This window comes from Thermoflexibacter ruber, assembly GCF_900113045.1.
Classification (GTDB): Bacteria; Bacteroidota; Bacteroidia; order Cytophagales; family Thermoflexibacteraceae; genus Thermoflexibacter; species Thermoflexibacter ruber.
The window spans coordinates 12,792-31,240 of sequence record NZ_FONY01000010.1 but is presented as its reverse complement, the minus strand read 5'-3'; the positions used below and the strand labels follow the sequence as shown (position 1 = coordinate 31,240).

Annotated in this window: 14 protein-coding genes and 1 tRNA gene; 9 read left to right on the top strand and 6 right to left on the bottom strand. The window is 37.4% G+C overall.

Features of this window, described 5'->3' with window-relative positions:
• The first annotated feature begins 184 nt into the window (after positions 1 to 184).
• From BM141_RS07085 to BM141_RS07060, 6 genes are all read left to right on the top strand, one after another.
• Complete coding sequence (locus BM141_RS07085; RefSeq protein ID WP_091542428.1) at positions 185 to 1,018, top strand: EcoRI family type II restriction endonuclease; 834 nt, start codon at positions 185 to 187, stop codon at positions 1,016 to 1,018.
• Positions 1,019 to 1,030: 12 nt separating this feature from the next.
• Positions 1,031 to 2,068 carry an adenine-specific methyltransferase EcoRI family protein gene (locus BM141_RS07080; RefSeq protein ID WP_091542425.1) on the top strand — a complete coding sequence of 346 codons (1,038 nt, stop codon included), beginning with the start codon at positions 1,031 to 1,033 and terminating at the stop codon, positions 2,066 to 2,068.
• A 44-nt stretch (positions 2,069 to 2,112) separates the two neighbouring features.
• The gene (locus BM141_RS07075) at positions 2,113 to 2,823 is read left to right on the top strand and encodes a methyltransferase domain-containing protein (RefSeq protein ID WP_091542421.1); all 711 of its coding nucleotides are present in this window, start codon (positions 2,113 to 2,115) and stop codon (positions 2,821 to 2,823) included.
• 80 nt (positions 2,824 to 2,903) lie between these two features.
• Positions 2,904 to 2,987 (top strand) — tRNA-Leu (locus BM141_RS07070).
• A gap of 171 nt (positions 2,988 to 3,158) precedes the next feature.
• Complete coding sequence (gene hutH, locus BM141_RS07065; RefSeq protein ID WP_091542418.1) at positions 3,159 to 4,700, top strand: histidine ammonia-lyase; 1,542 nt, start codon at positions 3,159 to 3,161, stop codon at positions 4,698 to 4,700.
• A gap of 62 nt (positions 4,701 to 4,762) precedes the next feature.
• Positions 4,763 to 5,914, top strand: a complete 1,152-nt coding sequence (locus BM141_RS07060) for an efflux RND transporter periplasmic adaptor subunit (protein ID WP_245764004.1) — start codon at positions 4,763 to 4,765, stop codon at positions 5,912 to 5,914.
• 21 nt (positions 5,915 to 5,935) lie between these two features.
• Here BM141_RS07060 and BM141_RS07055 read toward each other — a convergent pair whose 3' ends face one another.
• Positions 5,936 to 8,812, bottom strand: a complete 2,877-nt coding sequence (locus BM141_RS07055) for an Eco57I restriction-modification methylase domain-containing protein (RefSeq protein ID WP_091542412.1) — start codon at positions 8,810 to 8,812, stop codon at positions 5,936 to 5,938.
• Between the two features lie 52 nt (positions 8,813 to 8,864).
• Complete coding sequence (locus BM141_RS07050) at positions 8,865 to 10,484, bottom strand: Na+/H+ antiporter (RefSeq protein WP_091542410.1); 1,620 nt, start codon at positions 10,482 to 10,484, stop codon at positions 8,865 to 8,867.
• Between the two features lie 131 nt (positions 10,485 to 10,615).
• Between BM141_RS07050 and argC the strand changes: the two genes are divergently transcribed.
• Both argC and BM141_RS07040 read left to right on the top strand, forming a co-directional pair.
• Positions 10,616 to 11,572, top strand: coding sequence for an N-acetyl-gamma-glutamyl-phosphate reductase (argC, locus tag BM141_RS07045; RefSeq protein WP_091542407.1), 957 nt, complete (start codon positions 10,616 to 10,618; stop codon positions 11,570 to 11,572).
• A 134-nt stretch (positions 11,573 to 11,706) separates the two neighbouring features.
• On the top strand, positions 11,707 to 13,617 hold the full coding sequence (locus BM141_RS07040; protein WP_091542405.1) for a TlpA family protein disulfide reductase: 1,911 nt from the start codon (positions 11,707 to 11,709) through the stop codon (positions 13,615 to 13,617).
• 125 nt (positions 13,618 to 13,742) lie between these two features.
• Here BM141_RS07040 and BM141_RS07035 read toward each other — a convergent pair whose 3' ends face one another.
• On the bottom strand, positions 13,743 to 14,597 hold the full coding sequence (locus BM141_RS07035) for an SDR family oxidoreductase (RefSeq protein ID WP_091542401.1): 855 nt from the start codon (positions 14,595 to 14,597) through the stop codon (positions 13,743 to 13,745).
• A gap of 220 nt (positions 14,598 to 14,817) precedes the next feature.
• Between BM141_RS07035 and BM141_RS07030 the strand changes: the two genes are divergently transcribed.
• Positions 14,818 to 15,087, top strand: coding sequence for a hypothetical protein (locus BM141_RS07030; protein ID WP_091542398.1), 270 nt, complete (start codon positions 14,818 to 14,820; stop codon positions 15,085 to 15,087).
• 3 nt (positions 15,088 to 15,090) lie between these two features.
• Here BM141_RS07030 and BM141_RS07025 read toward each other — a convergent pair whose 3' ends face one another.
• The 3 genes from BM141_RS07025 to BM141_RS07015 form a co-directional block, all read right to left on the bottom strand.
• A complete protein-coding gene (locus BM141_RS07025) occupies positions 15,091 to 15,888 on the bottom strand; it encodes an RNA methyltransferase (protein WP_091542396.1) in 798 nt (265 codons plus the stop codon).
• Positions 15,889 to 15,900: 12 nt separating this feature from the next.
• Entirely contained in the window at positions 15,901 to 17,010 is a 1,110-nt protein-coding gene (locus tag BM141_RS07020; RefSeq protein WP_091542394.1) for a DegT/DnrJ/EryC1/StrS family aminotransferase, read from the bottom strand.
• A 160-nt stretch (positions 17,011 to 17,170) separates the two neighbouring features.
• On the bottom strand, positions 17,171 to 18,352 hold the full coding sequence (locus BM141_RS07015) for a sensor histidine kinase (RefSeq protein WP_091542391.1): 1,182 nt from the start codon (positions 18,350 to 18,352) through the stop codon (positions 17,171 to 17,173).
• Between the last annotated feature and the right edge of the window lie 97 nt (positions 18,353 to 18,449).

Genomic DNA, 18,449 nt, shown 5'->3' with positions numbered 1-18,449 from the left:
AACAGCGGCTTGGTGTAATGGTGGGTGATATGGTTAACTGAACATTTTACCCCGAACCAACTTTTGTGGTTTATTGACAGTTTTGTGCTTCAAAATCCACCACTGCGCCAAGCTGCAAAACGTTGCCTGCAAGCTTAAAAGACGACCATTACTGCTAAATTTGTAAGAAAATATAATTGATAAAATGGCAAAAAAGAACCAATCAACAAGATTGACAAACCAACATAAAAAATCACAAGGAGTAGTAGGTATTTTTGGAGACGAAGCAAAATTACACGACTTAACAGTTGGAGAAATATCAAAATTTGTTGTCGCACAACTTGAAGAAGAATATCCGCAATTGACTTTCCGTTACAGAACAAGTATTCGGAAAGAAGAAATAAACGAAGCATTACAGAAAATTGACCCGGAATTAGGACAAACTCTTTTCGTTCCAAACTCAAGCATTATCCCCGATGGCGGAATAATTGAAGTAAAGGACGACAACGATAGTTGGAGAGTCATTTTAGTTTCAGGAGCAAAACATCAAGGAAAAGACATTGAGAATATTAAAAAAGGTATTTTAGTCAGAAAAGCGGATAATCAAGATTTGATGGCGGCTGGTAATGCGATTGAAAGGTCACATAAAAATATATCAGAAATTGCTAACTTTATGCTTGCTGAATCACATTTTCCTTATGTCCTGTTTTTAGAAGGTTCTAACTTTTTAACTGAAACAATTGCCATTGAAAGACCTGATGGAAGAATAGTAACCCTTGAATATAACTCGGGTATGTTAAATAGATTAGACAGGCTGACTTCTGCAAATTATGGAATGCCGATTAACACTAATCTTTGCGTGAATAAATTTGTTAAGCACAAAGACAAAACGATTATGCTTCAAGCAACGTCTATTTATACGCAAGGAAAGGGAGAAAAGTGGAACAGTAAGGAAATGTTTGAGATTATGATTGAAATTTCAAAAACTTCCCTTAAAGTCTTGGGCAGTGATTTATTCAATCAGATAACCAAAAAGTAAAAAAGAAGGGTTATGGCAAGAAATGCAACAAATAAATTATTGCAAAATGCAAAAAAATCAAAAAGTGATGAGTTCTATACGCAACTTTGCGATATAGAAAGTGAATTACAACATTACAAAAGCCATTTTAAGAACAAAGTGGTTTTTTGTAATTGCGATGACCCAAAAACCAGCAATTTTTTCAAATATTTTTCATTAAATTTCAATGAATTAGGTTTAAAAAAAATCATAACCGCCTGTTATCAAAAGCAAGAAATAAATTTGTTCAATAATGGTAACGTAAAAAAAGGCTTTTTCACAGAGTATTCAGAACCCAATACGCCAATTGAAATAAAAGAGTTTAATGGAGATGGTGATTTTCGTAGTGCTGAAAGCATTGAACTCTTAAAACAATCCGATATTGTTGTTACCAATCCGCCCTTTTCATTATTCAGAGAGTATGTGGAGCAGTTAGTAAAATATGAAAAAAAGTTTTTGATTATTGGTAACATAAATGCCATAACATACAAAGAAATTTTTAAACTTATTAAGGAAAACAAAGCATGGTTAGGCATACATCTTGGCAGAGGTATTTCAGGTTTTATTGTGCCCGACCACTACGAACTTTTTGGAACAGAAGCACGAATAGACAGTTTAGGAAACAGGATAGTATCCCCAAATAATTGCCTTTGGTTAACAAATTTAGACAACTTCAAACGACACGAAGACATACAACTTACAAAAAAATATTTTGGGAACGAAGCCGAATATCCAAAATATGACAACTATGACGGCATAAACGTTGATAAAACAGAGGATATACCATTGGATTATGACGGATATATGGGCGTTCCTATAACATTTCTACACAAATTTAATCCAGACCAATTTGAAATAATTAAATTCAGAAAAGGGAATGACGGAAAAGACTTGGCAATCAATGGTAAATGTCCATATTTTAGAATAATTATTAGAAACAAACGAATACAGAATAAATCAAAAGAAGATAGAAAAAAGCCAGCAGGCGACTTTGATAAAACACAAAATTTTGTCAAAGTTGCTTACTTTTGAGAAGTTAATCTTATCATCAACACACCATAAAAAGCCTAATAAAGATGTTTGAATCTCGCTCCTCTCAACCTGAACTTATGGATGACCTTAGTTTGGCTAATGAGGCTCTAAAAAAAAATTTAGATGAATTAGAACTGGTAAACAAATACTTAGGAGGGAACAGCATTGTCATAGGAGCATTAAAGAAATTGCATAGACAGGGTTTGCTGCCTCCTAATCAAAGCATTAGCATTGCTGACTTGGGTTGTGGGGGTGGAGATACACTCAGGGAAATTTTTAAATGGGGAAAACAGCATAAGCTCAACCTTCAGCTCATCGACATAGATGCCAACCCATTCATGCTCGACTATGCCCAAGATAAAGCTAAGCAAAAAAAAGCTGATATTCATTTTAAAAAGCTGAACATTTTTTCAGACGAATTTGAAAATCAAAAGTTTGATATAGTCATTTGTAGCCTATTTTGTCATCATTTTACTGATGCAGAGTTGGTCAAACTATTTTCTCAAATACAAAATCAAATTCGTATTGCATTTATTATCAATGACTTGCATCGCCATTGGTTTGCTTATTACAGCATTAAGTACATTACTAAAATTTTAAGAGGTTCTTATTTGGTTCAGCACGATGCCCCCTTGTCAGTTTTGCGTGCTTTCAAATATCAAGAGTTAAAAAATCTACTCCAACAAGCAGACATTCAAAACTATACGCTTCATTGGAAATGGGCATTTAGATATAGAGGCATCATCTACAAATAAAAAATTTTAAGAAAGACTTGTAAAAAAGAAAAAAAGATATGACCTTTGCACCACTCAAAACAAACACTAATTCAACAGTAGCCCAGATGGCGGAACAGGTAGACGCGCTGGTCTCAAAAACCAGTGGGAGTTTTCCCATACCGGTTCGATTCCGGTTCTGGGTATTTTAAAGAGATAAGCCACTAAATTACGTCATGTAGTTTAGTGGTTTTTTATTAATACGGCTTGGCTTGATAAACAGACTCTTATACAAATAACTTTTTTAAATCAATTTTTTAAGCATCGTATTCGTTCAATTATAGTCTTAACCAATAAACTTTAAATTATACCAACTTATGTTTTACTACGGAAAGGACTTGCTTACTGTCGGTAAAGCTATACAAATACTGCATGGCTCTCTTGCTACTACGCTTACCCCAGAAGTTCGCACAAAAATCCTTCAAAGTCAGCAATATGTTGAGAACATTGTAGCTAAAAGCGAAAAAGTATATGGTATCAATACAGGTTTTGGAGTCTTGTGCGATACTATTATTTCAGATACTCAGACCAAAACCCTACAATATAATCTACTTCGTAGCCACAGCGTTGGGGTAGGGAAGCCTATTGCCAAAGATTTGGCTAAACTCATGCTTATTTGCAAAGTACAATCCTTAGCCAAAGGTTTTTCAGGAGTAAACTTAGCGACAGTAGAAAGGATTTTGTGGCACATAGAAAATGATGTGATTCCTGTAGTTCCTGAAAAAGGCTCTGTAGGTGCGTCTGGGGACTTAGCACCGCTTTCTCATCTATTTTTGCCTTTGCTGGGTTTGGGAGAGGTTTTTGATGAAAACAAGATAGTACCTACCGCTGACATCTTAAAAAAGTACAACTTAGCCCCTATCCAGCTGGGAGCAAAAGAAGGCTTAGCTCTTATCAACGGTACGCAGTTTATTTTGGCTCATGCCGTCATGGGGGTAGCTCGCTTGCATCACTGTTTAGAATTAGCTGATATTATTGGGGCTATTTCTTTGGAGGCTCTCATGGGGTCTATCAAGCCTTTTGAGGCTCGACTGCATCGGATTCGCCCTTTTAGAGGCAACCTATTAGTCGCTCAAAGAATCTATAACTTAGTCAAAGAATCAGAAGTACTTAAATCTCATGTGGATTGTGAGAGAGTGCAAGACCCCTATTCCTTGCGATGTATGCCACAAGTACATGGGGCTTCTCGCAATGCGTGGTTACACTTAAAGGAACTCACTGAGATAGAACTCAATGCTGTTACAGATAATCCAATTATTTTTGGGGAAAATGACACGATAAGTGGGGGCAATTTTCATGGACAGCCCTTAGCCTTGCCTTTGGATTATGCTACTTTAGCCGCCGCAGAGATAGGGAATATTTCGGACAGGAGGTGCTATTTGATGATAGAAGGACGTTTTGGTCTGCCTCGCCTTTTATTAAAAGAAACAGGATTAAACTCTGGGTTTATGATTCCTCAATATACTACTGCTGCCTTAGTTTCTGAAAACAAATCGCTTTGCTTTCCTGCCTCTGCGGATAGTATCCCTACCTCACTTGGGCAGGAAGACCACGTTTCTATGGGGTCTATCAGTGGAAGAAAATTGCACCAAGTCATTGATAATTTGGAGTATATTCTCGCAATAGAAATGCTGTATGCTACCCAAGCCTTAGAGTTTAGAAGACCTCTACGCTCTACTGCTCTTGTAGAAGACGTAGTCAATCAAATTCGCCAACAGGTAGCTTTTGCTACCGAAGACCGCATTTTTGCTGAGGACATCAATACCATACACCAACTTATCCTTTCTAAATCTTTTAAAAGCCTTGTCCAAGAATATGAAAAGTTAAATATTGGCTTTGAGGAGTTTAAGTTGGATTGAGAGTAGTATGAAAAAAGGAATTATATTGCTTTAAAAAAATAGTAGATTTTTCTATAATTCTTATGTTTTCATTACTTTTGATAGTGAAAACTACAAGCAGACCGATAAAAGTGATGAAAATTAGGTATCTATTTTTTATAGTTTTATTTTTTGAGTTCTTCCTCATTTTTTCCTGTTCTAAAAAAGAGAAAACCCTAAAACCAGCATACAAGCAACTGACAGAATCAGTATATGCCTCAGGGAGCATTTTGCCTAAAAATGAATACAAGATATATGCTATGGCAGATGGTCTGCTGATTCAATCTTTGGTACAGGAAGGAGATACCGTGAAGGCAAATCAAGCCCTTTTCAGGATAGAAAGTGATATAGCAGATGCGCGCTTCAATGCTTCTAAGGAAGTCTATCAAGTCAGCAAGCAAAATCTTAGTCAGGGTTCACCTGTACTTCGCGAATTGGAAATAGCCCTCCAAAATGCACGCATCAAGTATGAGCAGGATTCTATCAACTACCACAGGTACAAAAATTTGTATGAACAAAATGCTACCTCCCAAATAGAGTATGACCGCTATGCTACCACTTTTAAGATTTCTAAAAATGATTTTTTATCACGCAAAGCCAACTTTGAAAAAGTAAAAAATCAACTCTACGTAGATTTGCAAAATGCTGAAAGCCAATATAAAATCAATGCCAAAGATGGGAGCAACTATGTGGTTCGCAGCACTATAGACGGATTAATATTTGAAATTTACAAGGCACAAGGCGAAGCAGTAAGACGAAATGAAGCCTTAGCCCTGATAGGAGATAAAAAGCATGTGTATCTAAAACTTAGTGTAGATGAATTGGACATACACCGAATTGCACTCGGGCAAGATGTACTCGTCAAGGTAGATGCTTACAAAGATAAAATCTACAAGGCAAAGGTAAGCAAGATATACCAAGTGCTGAACAAACAAGAGCAGTCTTTTAGAGTAGATGCGGATTTTGTAGAGGATTTTCCCTACAACTTTGCAGGGCTAACAGCAGAAGCAAATATCATTATCCATCAGAAAGACAAAACTTTGACTATTCCTAAGTTCGCATTAGTAGGGTCAGACAGTGTTTTAGTAAAGAAGAATGGAGAGGTGATAAAAACTAAAATCCAGAAGGGCGTAGAAACCTTAGAACTGGTAGAAGTACTCAATGGCTTGAGCGAGCATGACGAGATAATTTATTGACTCTGCTAAAAAGTTCATCTCTTACTCATACTCAGGGTCTATCAGTTTGATTTCCTCGGGGCTTAGCTCGTAAAGTTGGTAAATTAGTTGGTCGATTTGCCGCTCTGCCGCTTGGATTCGGGCTTGCAGTTGGCGAATGTCAGAGGGCAAAGTAGCCTTATGTAATCGCTTGTTTAACTCCAAGAGCATTCCTACAAACTTCACAATTTCATCATGAGCTTGCTTCTCGGTGGGGTTATTAAAATCAATTAATCTTATGGGTAAAACTTTTAAATTCACTACTTTGACTTGTGCAAATACTCTACCCCCTTCATTTACCTTAGACTGATATATAAAATTAAGTAGTTTTGAATTAAAAATGCCTAAAAGATATTTCAAAGAAAAAATATCATTTTTGAGATGAATTACATGTGTACTATCTAAAGAAAAATAACTATTTGTATCTAAGGTGGCTACTAATTTGTCGCTTGTTTGACGGCTAATAATTTTTTCAGGAACTCTGAACATTTTTTCATTTGCGTTGCTCCAGAGTTCCTCAGGTTTGTAGTAAACATAGATATTGGAATAACTAATACTATATCTATTAATATCTCTACCTCGTAAAATAGGTTGCCAATCAGATGAAACTCGCTTTTCTGCAAGAAATTTTTGATTATTTCCCGTAATAATGCCTTGATATATTTTTGCTATCTCTCCTAATTTTACAAAACTTAATCTTTTAAATTTCTCCTCAAAACGTAAATCCTTAGTAAAAAAATTAATATTAAAATGCTCATTTTGAAGTATATCTTCAGTAGTAATGGTAGTAATTTTAGGTATTTTAAACTCATCTCTGTTCTCTGCTATTTTGAGTTGAATTTTACTATTATATTTGTCTAAATGATACACAAAAATACTATTTCCCCCTATCTCAGCCTGATTGAAAACTTTAAAGCGAATATCATAAATAGAGGAAAAAGAGCCTTTTTCAAGAAGAAATTTCCGTAAGCTTTTGAAATAAAAAGAGTTATGAAATGTGCTGGGAACAATAAAGGAAGCATAAGATTGCTTTGATTTTAGTAAAAAAACCATTCTTTCCATAAACAATGCAAAAAGGTTCACTTTATATGAAAAAGAATAAGGAAACTTAGTCTTGTAATAATTCAACAAATATTCTTTTTCACTTTCTTGCTTCTTTCCTAATTGTAAAGTCCTGTACGGCGGATTACCCATCACCACATCAAAACCGCCTTGTCTGAACACCTCTTTGAAGGCAATTTTCCAATCAAAAACGTTGATTTTCCTTTCCTCTTTGGGTGTAAGAAACAGACCACTATTGTAAAAATCAGTGCCTATCAGCGAGTTGCCGCACTGAATATTGTCGTCAATAGAGGGCAACACTCTTTCATTGAAAAGTTTGAGCGAGGCATGGATAGAGGCTTCGGTTTCCCCTTCTAAGGCTTTCAGAAGCAGACTTAGCTTAGTAACTTCTACGGCTTGAGCATCAATGTCCACCCCAAAAATATTGTTGAGCAAAATGCGTTTTTTCTCTGCCGTAGTCAGTTTGCCGTCAGGGGTAAGTGTATCAGTCCCTCCCTTTGCTTTCCCCAAAGGAGAAGGATGGGCTTGGTAATAACTTAAATGATAATCCAAAAGGTATTGATAAGCACCCAACAGGAACGAACCGCTCCCGCAAGCAGGGTCAAGCACTTTGATAGCTGAGATTTCTTGGGGTGTTTTGCCCGCAATCACCTCTCCAAGCGTTTCTTTGACGATGTAGTCCACGATGTACTGAGGAGTGTAGTAAACGCCCCCAGCCTTGCGAACTTCGGGTTTTTCCTCTATTTTAGCACTGTTAGCCGAGGTAAGGTAAATGACTTTGCCCAAAAACTGCTCGTAGGCATAACCTAAAATTTCTACGGGAATGATGTTAAAATTGAAAGTAATCCCATTTTCATCTTCGCCATACAGTTCCTCTATGATACTTTTAATTACCTTATTGTCAATGTGTAAGTTTGCAGTAACGGTATCTTTTTTTAGGTCAAATAGTCCTGAGTTGTACTTTTGGTCAGCAAGGACAAAGTATTGGTAAAGGTTTTGGTAATAGTTGCCTTTCTTGATTTGGGCAATGAGGCTACCTTCTTTTTCTAACATTCTGTCTTCGCATACTTTCAAAAACACAATGCGGTCTATGGTCTGCTGTACGGCAAAGTTGAGTTCGTACTCCTCTAAGTTTTTGTTCAGCTGGGCAATATTGGTAGCTAAATAAGTACGCCAATCTTCCAAAGATTTTAAAAATGCCTTGTCGACAGGCTCGGCATTTTTGAGGTCAGCATATTTCTGACCGTAGGCAGTGATGCTTCCTTTTTCTACATTCTCAAAAGCAAAAGTATCCCAGAGAAAATCAAACTCTTGGAGGTATTGGGTATAGTGAATGTATTTGAGCCTCTTAGTAATAGCTCTGTCGTGCTTTCGGGGCTTTCGGGTACAGTCGTAGATAGCAAACTCCTCAAAATCAGTAACTACAGAAATAAGTAAGCTGGCGTTCCAAGCATAGTTCCGCACTTGGATAGCAGGCTCAGGTTGCTCTTTGATAGGGACGGCAGGCTTTTTTGCTTCTACAAAAAAAGTGCGTTTGCCATTGACGTTAAAGGCATAATCGGGGGACTTGGTGCGTCCGCTTACTCTGATTTTGTCCTCTAACTTTACATCGCGATAGCTTTCTAACTTACCTTTTTTGTTGTCTATATCCCAGCCCAAAGCCCTAAAAAAAGGGTCAATAAAATCCTTGCGCGTTTGGGTTTCGTTGTATTCTAAGGTTTTAAAATACTCTTTCTGCGACTCAAACTTTTCTATGAGTTCCCTGATTTTTTCTTTTGCTTCTTCTTTCGTTACCAAAGGAAATGTATTTACTTGCATAACTGCAATTTTAGTGATTATTCAATTTTTCAACAAAAGAAAAGAGAAAATATTACTCATCGTACATCTCCATTCTCAGCCTTGCTTCCTCTAAGTCAAGTTCTTTTTCTAATTTCCTTAGCACCTCCTCATTAGCTTTTCCTTGCTTATGCAGTTTTTTGAGGTAATTTCTTTCTACCTCTATCAGGTCTATCTGGTACTTAGTGAACTGATTGAACAGGTCTTCTATGGTCTGCTCTGTGTTTTCTTCTTGGTTGAGCAAATGTTTTTGGTGATAGTCCAAAGGCAAGGTAGTTTTTTGAAGCCTATTAAATTTGATTTCGTATTTGCTCTTGATTTTTGCCAATAAGTCTTCCTCTATGAAAGCCAAGTTTTCTTCTATATGGGCAATGGAATGATTGACCAAGGCTAAACGAATCTCGTATTCCTCTGCCAGAATAGAGTGTCTTGGCAATTTTAGGGTTTTGATGAGCCAAGGCAGAGAAAGCCCTTGGAACACCAAAGAAAAAATAATGACACAAAAAGTGAGAAAAATGATTAAGTCGCGATTGGCAAAGAGTGTTCCATCGGGCATAGTCAAGGGCAAAGCCAAAGCTGCCGCCATAGATACTACGCCTCTCATACCTGCCCAAGTAAATACCCACCAATATTTTCTGCTGTAATGCTCTCTTTGTCTGATTTTTGCACTGAGCATTCTTGGTATAGCTGAGGCAGGAATGACCCAAATCAGCCGAATAAAGAAGATGAAAATACTTAGCCCTATTCCGTAAGCTATCCATAGCCAAAGGTTAGTATCTTCTTTGACAACATAGCTAAGCTGCAACCCTATAAGTATGAAAACCAGCCCGTTCAAAATGAAGATAATCACGTCCCAAAAAGCATACGCCTGAATACGCGACTGGTGCGAAAAAATTTCTCCTGAACTATAAGAAAGTAATAAACCTGTGCTTACTACTGCCAACACTCCTGAAACATGGATAGACTCTGCCAGAAGGTAAGAGGCGAAAGGCGTAATAAGAGTGAAAGCCACCTCGATATTGGCATCTCGGACTAAGTATTTATGCACGAAATACATCGCCCCACCCACAGCCAAGCCAATCGCTGTACCTGCTCCCACTACCCAAAAGAAGTGCCAACTTGCTTCCCCCCAATCAAAGAAACCTGTCATAATAGCGGCTAAGGCATACTTGTAGGCTATTAGTCCGCTTGCATCATTCATCAAACTTTCTCCTTCTAAAATGGCAATGATGCGTGGGTGCAAACCCAGCCCTTTGGTTACAGAAGTAGCGGCAACAGCATCAGGAGGCGAAATAATAGCCCCTAATAGGAATGCCTCTGCCCAAGACAAGTTAGGAATAAACTCGTGTGCCGCCCAGCCAACTAAAATTGTAGTAAAAAAGACTAAGCCAAACGCCGCTAAGGAGATAGGTCTGAGATTTGCCTTGAAGTCATGCCAGCTTGTATTCCAAGCCGCCGCATAAAGCAAGGGAGGTAAAAAGATTAAAAAAACAACCTCTGGCTTCAAAATAACTACAGGTAGGTTAGGAATAAGGCTAATCACTAAACCTGCTAAAACCAAAGCAATAGGAATAGGAAATTTGTATCTATTGCTCAAAATCGCCAAGAAAGTAATGCCAGAAAGCAATAGGACAATGACAGAAATGTTTTCCATATAGTTTTGAAATAGATTGAACTTTTAAAAATAAGGGAAAATCTCTAATTTTTGTCCTAATGCAAGGAGGTAGTACGATAAAAGAGTGTAATTTTGTGGGGTATAATTAAAATTAGCAAATATCTTTTAAAATGAAAATCGGAATCATAGGAGGTGCAGGCTATACTGCGGGAGAATTGCTCAGAATACTACTTCGCCACCCACAAGTAGAGATTGCTTATGTGCATAGCAACAGCAATGCCCATAAGCCCATTTATGAGGTACATCAAGACCTAATAGGAGAAACAGAACTACACTTTACAGACGAAATTTCGCAAGCGGTAGATGTCGTTTTCCTCTGTGTGGGACATGGCGAAGCTGTCAAATTTTTAGAAAAACATACTTTAGGCTCTCACATTAAAATCATAGACCTCAGCCAAGACCACCGCTTAGGAAAGTTAGATTGGGTATATGGCTTACCTGAACTCAATAAACCTGCTATTCAACAGGCTCGCTTTATTGCTAATCCCGGGTGTTTTGCTACTTGCATAGAGTTAGCACTGCTTCCGCTGGCAAAGGAACACCTTTTAAATGATGAAATACACATTAGCGGAACAACAGGCTCTACAGGGGCAGGGCAAAAACCTACTGAAACTACCCATTTTAGCTGGCGAAACAATAACTTGTCTGTTTATAAAGCATTCGAGCATCAGCACTTGGCAGAAATAACTCAAAGTATTAGGCAGTTACAGCCCAATTTTAACCATGACATTAACTTTATTCCCTATCGTGGCAATTTTACCAGAGGCATTTTAGCTTCGGTATATCTCCACTTTGATGCAACAATAGAGCAGGCAAGAGCTATTTATCAAAGTTATTATGAAAACGAACCTTTTGTGGTGCTTTCCTCTGCCAACCCAGATTTGAAGCAAGTGATAAATACAAACAAATGTATTTTGTATTTGGAAAAACACAAAAACAAGCTATTGATTATTAGCTTAATAGATAACTTAACGAAAGGAGCATCTGGGCAGGCAGTGCAAAACATGAATCTTCTTTTTGGCTTAGAAGAAACAACAGGCTTGCTGCTCAAACCAAGTGCTTTTTAACAAAAATACAAAGTTTTAACATAAGAAAGTTAAAAGTAAAAAATTACATGGAACTTCTATAACTTTTGGTATTTTAGGGGATCAATTCTACATTGTGTATTTTATCATATCCTTTTACTTTAAAAACGAATCTTATGAAAAAACTATTGGTGTTCCTCTGCCTTGCTTGGATAGCCAACTTAGCTATTGCCCAAGAAATAAATTATTCTAATCTGCAAATCTTACCTGCTTTTCCTCAAGCAGGAAAAACTTTAGAAATTACCTATCAGCCCGTCAAGGACTTGAAAGAGGCAAAGGAAATTTCTTGTATCATTTACTTTGGCAAAGACTATGAACTCATAGCTCACGAAATCGACCTCAACAAAGCTGACAACTTTTGGAAAGGCTCTTTTCAAGTGCCTGATACCGTCCAAAGTATGATTTTTGTTTTTACTAACGAAGAGCAAAAAGATTTTAACGGCAAAGACTGGTACACTGCATTGGTCTATGATGCCCAGCAAAAACCCATAGAAAATGCCTATGGCAGTCTAGCAGTTATCTACGCAAGGTGGTATTACCTTATTAGCGAAAATGATGAAAACTATAATCCTAAAATAGTAGCACTTTTTGAAAAGGAGTTTGCGCTGTATCCTACACAAAAACAAAAAATCCAAACTCTTGCCACTTATCTACGGGCATTAAAAAGTGAGAAGAAAGAGCAAGCCAATGAGATTATCGCCCAAGAATTAGCTAATTTAGAAACCAAAAAAGAATTTGATGAAAATACTTTGGAGTTTTTGGCAGGACAGTACGAGCGTTTGGGGGATAAAGAAAAGACAGAAAAATATAAAAATCTATTGAAAGAAAAGTACCCACTTGGGAACGAAGTACAGTGGAAAGAGTATGATAAGATTGACCAAGAAGAAGACTTTGAGCAAGTGAAGAAATTAATAGAGGAGTTCAAAATAAAATTCCCTTCCTCTCGCTACATAGAATCTTTGGACTATTTGCTTGTAAATAAGGCGATTAAAGCCAATAAGATTGATGAGTTTGAAAAACTCTCAGCAGGCAAATCCATAGACAATTTAGCACACACTTACAATAACATCGCTTGGGGCTGGGCAGAGAAAGGCGAAAACTTGGACAAGGCATTAGCATATTCCCAAAAAGCCACTGCTTGGGCAAAAGCAAGGAAAGATATGCCTGTGGATATGAGCAAAAAACCTTCTTATTTTACTGAGAAAGCATTTAAAGATGAAAATAAAAATACTTATGGCATGTTTGCAGATACATACGGCTATATCTTGTACAAGCAAGGCAAGTACGAAGAGGCTTACCAATACCTAAAAGATGCCGTAGAGATATACAAAAGAAGGCTTGCTGACTATAACGAACGCTACGTGCTTGCTCTTGCTAAAAGCAAAGCCTCTGCTTCCTTGAAAACTGAATTAGAAGACTTTATAAGAACTGGGGCTGCCTCTGCCAAAATGAAAGAAATGCTCAAAGAAATCTATGTCAAAGAAAAAGGCAGTGAAAAAGGGTGGACAACTTACATCGGAGCCTTGGAGAAAGCAAGCAAAGAAAAAATGAAAAATGAGATTAGTAAAAAACTCATTAGGGAAAAAGCTCCTCAATTTACTTTGAAAAATCTGAAAGACGAGGAGGTGAGTCTGGCAAGCATGAAAGGCAAAATTGTAGTCGTGGATTTTTGGGCAACTTGGTGCGGACCTTGTATTTCTTCCTTCCCAGCCATGCAACAAGCCGTAGATAAGTACAAAGACGACAAAAACGTAGCTTTTGTTTTTATAGACACATGGGAAAGTGCCAAAGACAAAAAGCAAAATGCAGGAGATTTTATAGAAAAGAAAAAATATACTTTTAATGTCCTTTTGGACAATGACAACACCGTAGTAGCCAACTTTGGTGTTTCGGGTATTCCTACCAAGTACATCATTGATAAAAATGGAGATATTCGTTTCAAAAGTGTAGGTTTCTCTGGCAACACCGAGGCTACCGTACAAGAAATCAGCTTAGTAATAGAGATGCTTAATGAGGAAACAAAGTAAAAGATAATTGAACGAAGCTAAAAGCCCTAAGAATTTTCAGAACTCTTAGGGCTTAATCATGAATAGTAAAACTATTATAAAAGCTATTTTCATAAAAAATGTCTTTAAGAAAATTACCAGCAATATCAGGCGGCTTCTCCTTGTACTAAGTTAGTCATCTGTTCACTCAACTCCCAAAGCCTTTTGAGTGCTTCTTTGCTATAAGCAATGGTTTTAGCTTTGATAGCTTTCTTTTTGGTAAAATATTGTCCTGTCAAACCTTCCGCCTGTGGTGAAGTAGCTAACCAGATAGAGGTTTCTGCCCCTTTCTCGGCACTAAGCAAAGACCATCTGAAAGTTTTAAAAAGCCAAGCTATCAAGCCCTTGCCATCGCTACCAAAATTAGTAGCCACCGCTCCCGGGTGCAGGGCATTGGTAGTTACTTTTGTCCCTTCTAATCTTTTGGCTAACTCATTGCTAAACATGATATTTGCCAATTTGGATTGGGCGTATGCCTTCAAAGGAGTGTAACTCTTAGTAAGCCCAATATCGTCCCAATAAATGTTGCCTATCTGCTGAACTTCTGAAGCCACATTGACGATGCGCGCTGCGGGGGCGGCTTTGAGATTATCTAACAGTAAATTTGTCAGCAAAAAATAAGCAAGATGATTGGTTGCCCAAGTAAGCTCTATACCGTCCTCACTTTCTCTGCGTTCAGGCACAAGCACTCCCGCATTATTAATCAAGACATCTATGATAGGATATTCTTTTTTAATCTCCTCCGCCAAGAGCCTAATTTGCTTTTGGGAAGACAAATCTGCTATTTTGAGCAATATAGCGGTATTACTACTCTTTTTGATGATTTCTTGGCGTGCTGCCTCTGCTTTGTCCTTGTTGCGACAAACCATGACTACTTCTGCCCCTAACTTTGCAATCTCTAAGGCTGTAACGTAGCCTATGCCTGAGTTTGCTCCTGTGATAACAACCGTTTTATTTTTCATGAGTGAAAACGATAAGTACATCAAGATAATATAATTATCATGTATTTAACTATGCTTAATGAAATTAGTTTGTAAAAAAACGATTTTCAATTAGTTTTCAAAGATAAGGACATAGGCAAATGTAAAGTTGAACTAATTAGCTCTTAGGAATCGTTCTAAAAGAAATCTTTACAAAGTTGACGAAGTTTTTGTGAAACATAATAAATTGATAACAAATATTATGGAAAGTTACTACCCTATTGATTGTGGATTCTATGACATCTTGGAAGCCAATGCCACATTAAAAAAATACGTAAAAGTACAATATTACACGGATATTCACGAGTTTATTACTACCAATGCCGTCATCAAATCCTTAACTACCGAAAGAGGAGAAGAATTTATGGAATTAGCTACAGGAGAGAAAATCCGTCTGGACAGAGTAGTAAAGATAGATGAGAAATATAATCCAAAGTATAATGGCTATCAAGATTTTACTTGCGACTGTTAAAGTCTATCTTTTTCTATCTTGATAAGACTTGTGAAATAAAATGTGTCTTTTCCAGTTGTCGCAAATGATTGCTGTAGCTATCGCTGCGTTAAGTGATTCAGCCTTGCCAAATCGAGGAATAGTAATACGATGCGATATGTATTGGGCTATTTCATCTGAAATACCGTTGGACTCATTACCAATAACTATAATGCCATGAGCCTTAAAATCTTCTTCGTATATATTTTTACCATCTAAAAAAGCTCCATAAACACTATCAGAAAAATTCTCTCTTAGATAATTGTCCAATTGACAGTAATAAGGTCTTACTCTTAGAAAAGACCCCATCGAGGCAGAGATGACTTTTGGACTGTAAAAATCTGTAGTTGTTTCAGAACAAATCATCTTGTTTATCCCATACCAATCTGCTATCCTGATAATCGTTCCTAAATTTCCCGGGTCGCGAATGTCTGCCAATGCCAACACCATCTCATCAGCCCTATCAAAAGGAAGGTTCTGAGGAAGGTGCGCCACTGCTAAAATACTATCGTTGGTCTGCAAAGTACCAACGCTTTGAAGTATTTCCTGTGTAACTACCTCACTGTAAGCTACTTTTTTTTGAAAAGATGCCAAATACTTCACATACTCTTGGGCAAATTTAGGTGTATAAAATAAGGCTTCGACTTCAATGCCCTGCACGTTAGTTTCTGGGGTAAGCAGTTCTACTACACTTTTTTCTCCCTCTACGAGGAATAATCCTTCTTGGTAGCGAAACTTTTTGTTATGTAGAGATTTTACTAACCTTTGCCAGCGTTTGAGCATGTGATTGTTCGGTTATTTTTGCCCGATTTTTCTAATTTCTCCTGCAATAAAGCTAATTTGTTCTTCTGTTAGATTCGTACTTGAGGGCAGGTACAAACCATTTTCCCAAAGATTTTCTGCTACAGGACAGTCAATCTGCTTGAACCCTTTGCGTTTTTGTAAGCAGGGCTGTAGGTTCATAGGGCAGAAGAAAGTACGCGTATCTATCCCCGCCTGTCTTAGTTTTTGCACTAACTCATCTCTACTTACACCAAACTCAGGTTTCACCACAATACCGTACATCCAATAGACATTCTTTGCCCAATCTGCTGTATAGGGTGTTTGTACGCCTTTAATTCCTGCTAAGTGCTTGTCATAGAGGCGAGCCATTTTGATTTTATCATTAACGATGCCGTCCAGTTTGCCTACTTGCACCAAACCCATAGCAGCTTGGTAGCCCGTCATACGAAAGTTAAAACCCGCCTCTTCGTGCCAAAAGCGTGGCTGAGTAAATGCCAGATTACGAAGGAGTTTAAGTTTGTCTGCATATTCTTTGTTATCAGTAAGAATCATGCCTCCTTCACCTGTAGTAATAATTTTATTGGCATAAAAGCTAAAACAAGCCATATCGCCAAAGCTGCCAGCCATTTTCCCTCTACAAGTCGCTCCATGAGCTTCTGCGGCATCCTCTATGACAATGAGTTTGTGTTTTTGGGCTATTTCCATGAGCCTATCCATATCTACAGGATGTCCGTAAAGATGTACAGGTATGATGGCTTTGGTTTGAGGAGTAATCAAAGATTCCAATAAATCTAAGTCCATATTCCACGTAAGAGGCTCAGAATCCACAGGCACAGGGATAGCATTATTGTGGATTACTGCCAATGCGGTGGCGATATTGGTACTTGCACTGACCAGTACCTCATCACCCTCGCCTATGCCTGCCGCAGTAACAGCTACGTGCAGGGCAGTAGAGCCACTGGTAACTGCAATGCCATACTTAACACCACAGTAATTAGCAAAAGCTTGCTCAAAATCAGGAATATAACGACCAAAAGAGCCAGAGATTTCTCCTCTGCGAAGAGCATCAACGACAGCATTGATTTCGTCTTCTTCTATGATAGGCTCAAAAACTGGAATCATGTAGTATGGGGTTGAGTATTAAGTTTTTCAAATTTTTTGTAGTAAACTAATAAGTATTTTTGATGCAAAATACTATTAAACAAGCTAAAATTTTATATCAAAAACAAAATTAGCAAAAGATGAAAAGAATTTGAAAAAGGAATAGATAAAAACATTAATTTTATGAGAGAGGAAGTATTACCTTGAAGGTAGAGCCTACATTTTCTTCACTTTCTACCTCTACTTTCCCTCCCAGTGCTTCTACTTGGGTTTTGACTAAGTAAAGCCCCAGCCCTTTTCCGTCCACATGGGTGTGCATACGTTGGTAAAGTCCAAAAATTTTGTATGTGTCCACTTTGGTCAAATCTATGCCCAGACCATTGTCTTTGACTGTAAGGCAGAATTGATTATTCTCAGAAACGATTGCAGAAATTTCCATTTGAAGGGCTACACGTTTTTTCCTGTATTTAAGTGTATTGGAAATTAGCTGTAACAAAATGTTTTCTATATGGGATTTAACGGAATAGATATAGCTAACTTGATTAAAATTAAGGTTGATTTGAGGAGTGGCTTGTATAATTTCTTCTTTTAAACTTTCTAAGACCTCTTGGGTAAGTTCAGGCAGATTTATTCTTTCTTTTTGTAAGCTAAGATTATTTCTTATACTCAGTATGTGCGTCAAATCTCTGACTATCACATCTAAGTTATAGGCCGCTTTTTGTACGTGAGTTAGGATTTCCTGATTCATAGGGTCTTCTGGGGCTTCCTTGTTAAAAATATTGGCTAAGCCTATGAGGTGGGCGATAGGAGCGCGTAAGTTATGGGACACTATGTATGAAAATTGCTCTAAATCTTTATTTCTTTGTGAAAGACTCTCTACTGTAATTTGCAGTTGTTTGGTATGCTGAGTAATAGAGAGTTCCAAATTACTATTAATCGCCTCGATTTCTTCTTTTTGTTGTTGTATCTCTTCATTTTTATCTTTCAATTCTTTTCTTTGCTTATCTAAGAGCGTATTAAGTTTGTGCGCTTTGGCATTACTGAAGTAAAGAATAAAAGAAAGAACCATCAAGAATATCACCAAAGAAACCGCTACAATAATGATAAGAATTTGTTTTTGTGTGGTAGCTTTCATGAGTTGGTTATCTTTTTGTAAGAGAGCGATTTCATCTTGTTGTTTCAGCAACTCATAATTCATTCGCATTTTGGCTACCTCCAGTTCATTTTTTATCAAGGCATCATTGACAAGGTTGCGCATAGCACTATCTATAGCTGGTTCTGTTTGCATCTGAGCAAAGACAAACTGCCAGCTTAGCACAAACAGAAAGGTGAGAATAATACTATTTTTTGCGTTTTTTTTCAAAGTATCTCAATGATTTAGCAGATACATACTTTAACGTAAAACTACGTAATAAAGCTATTGGATAGGCAAGATTTTATACAGAGGTAGATTTTAATAA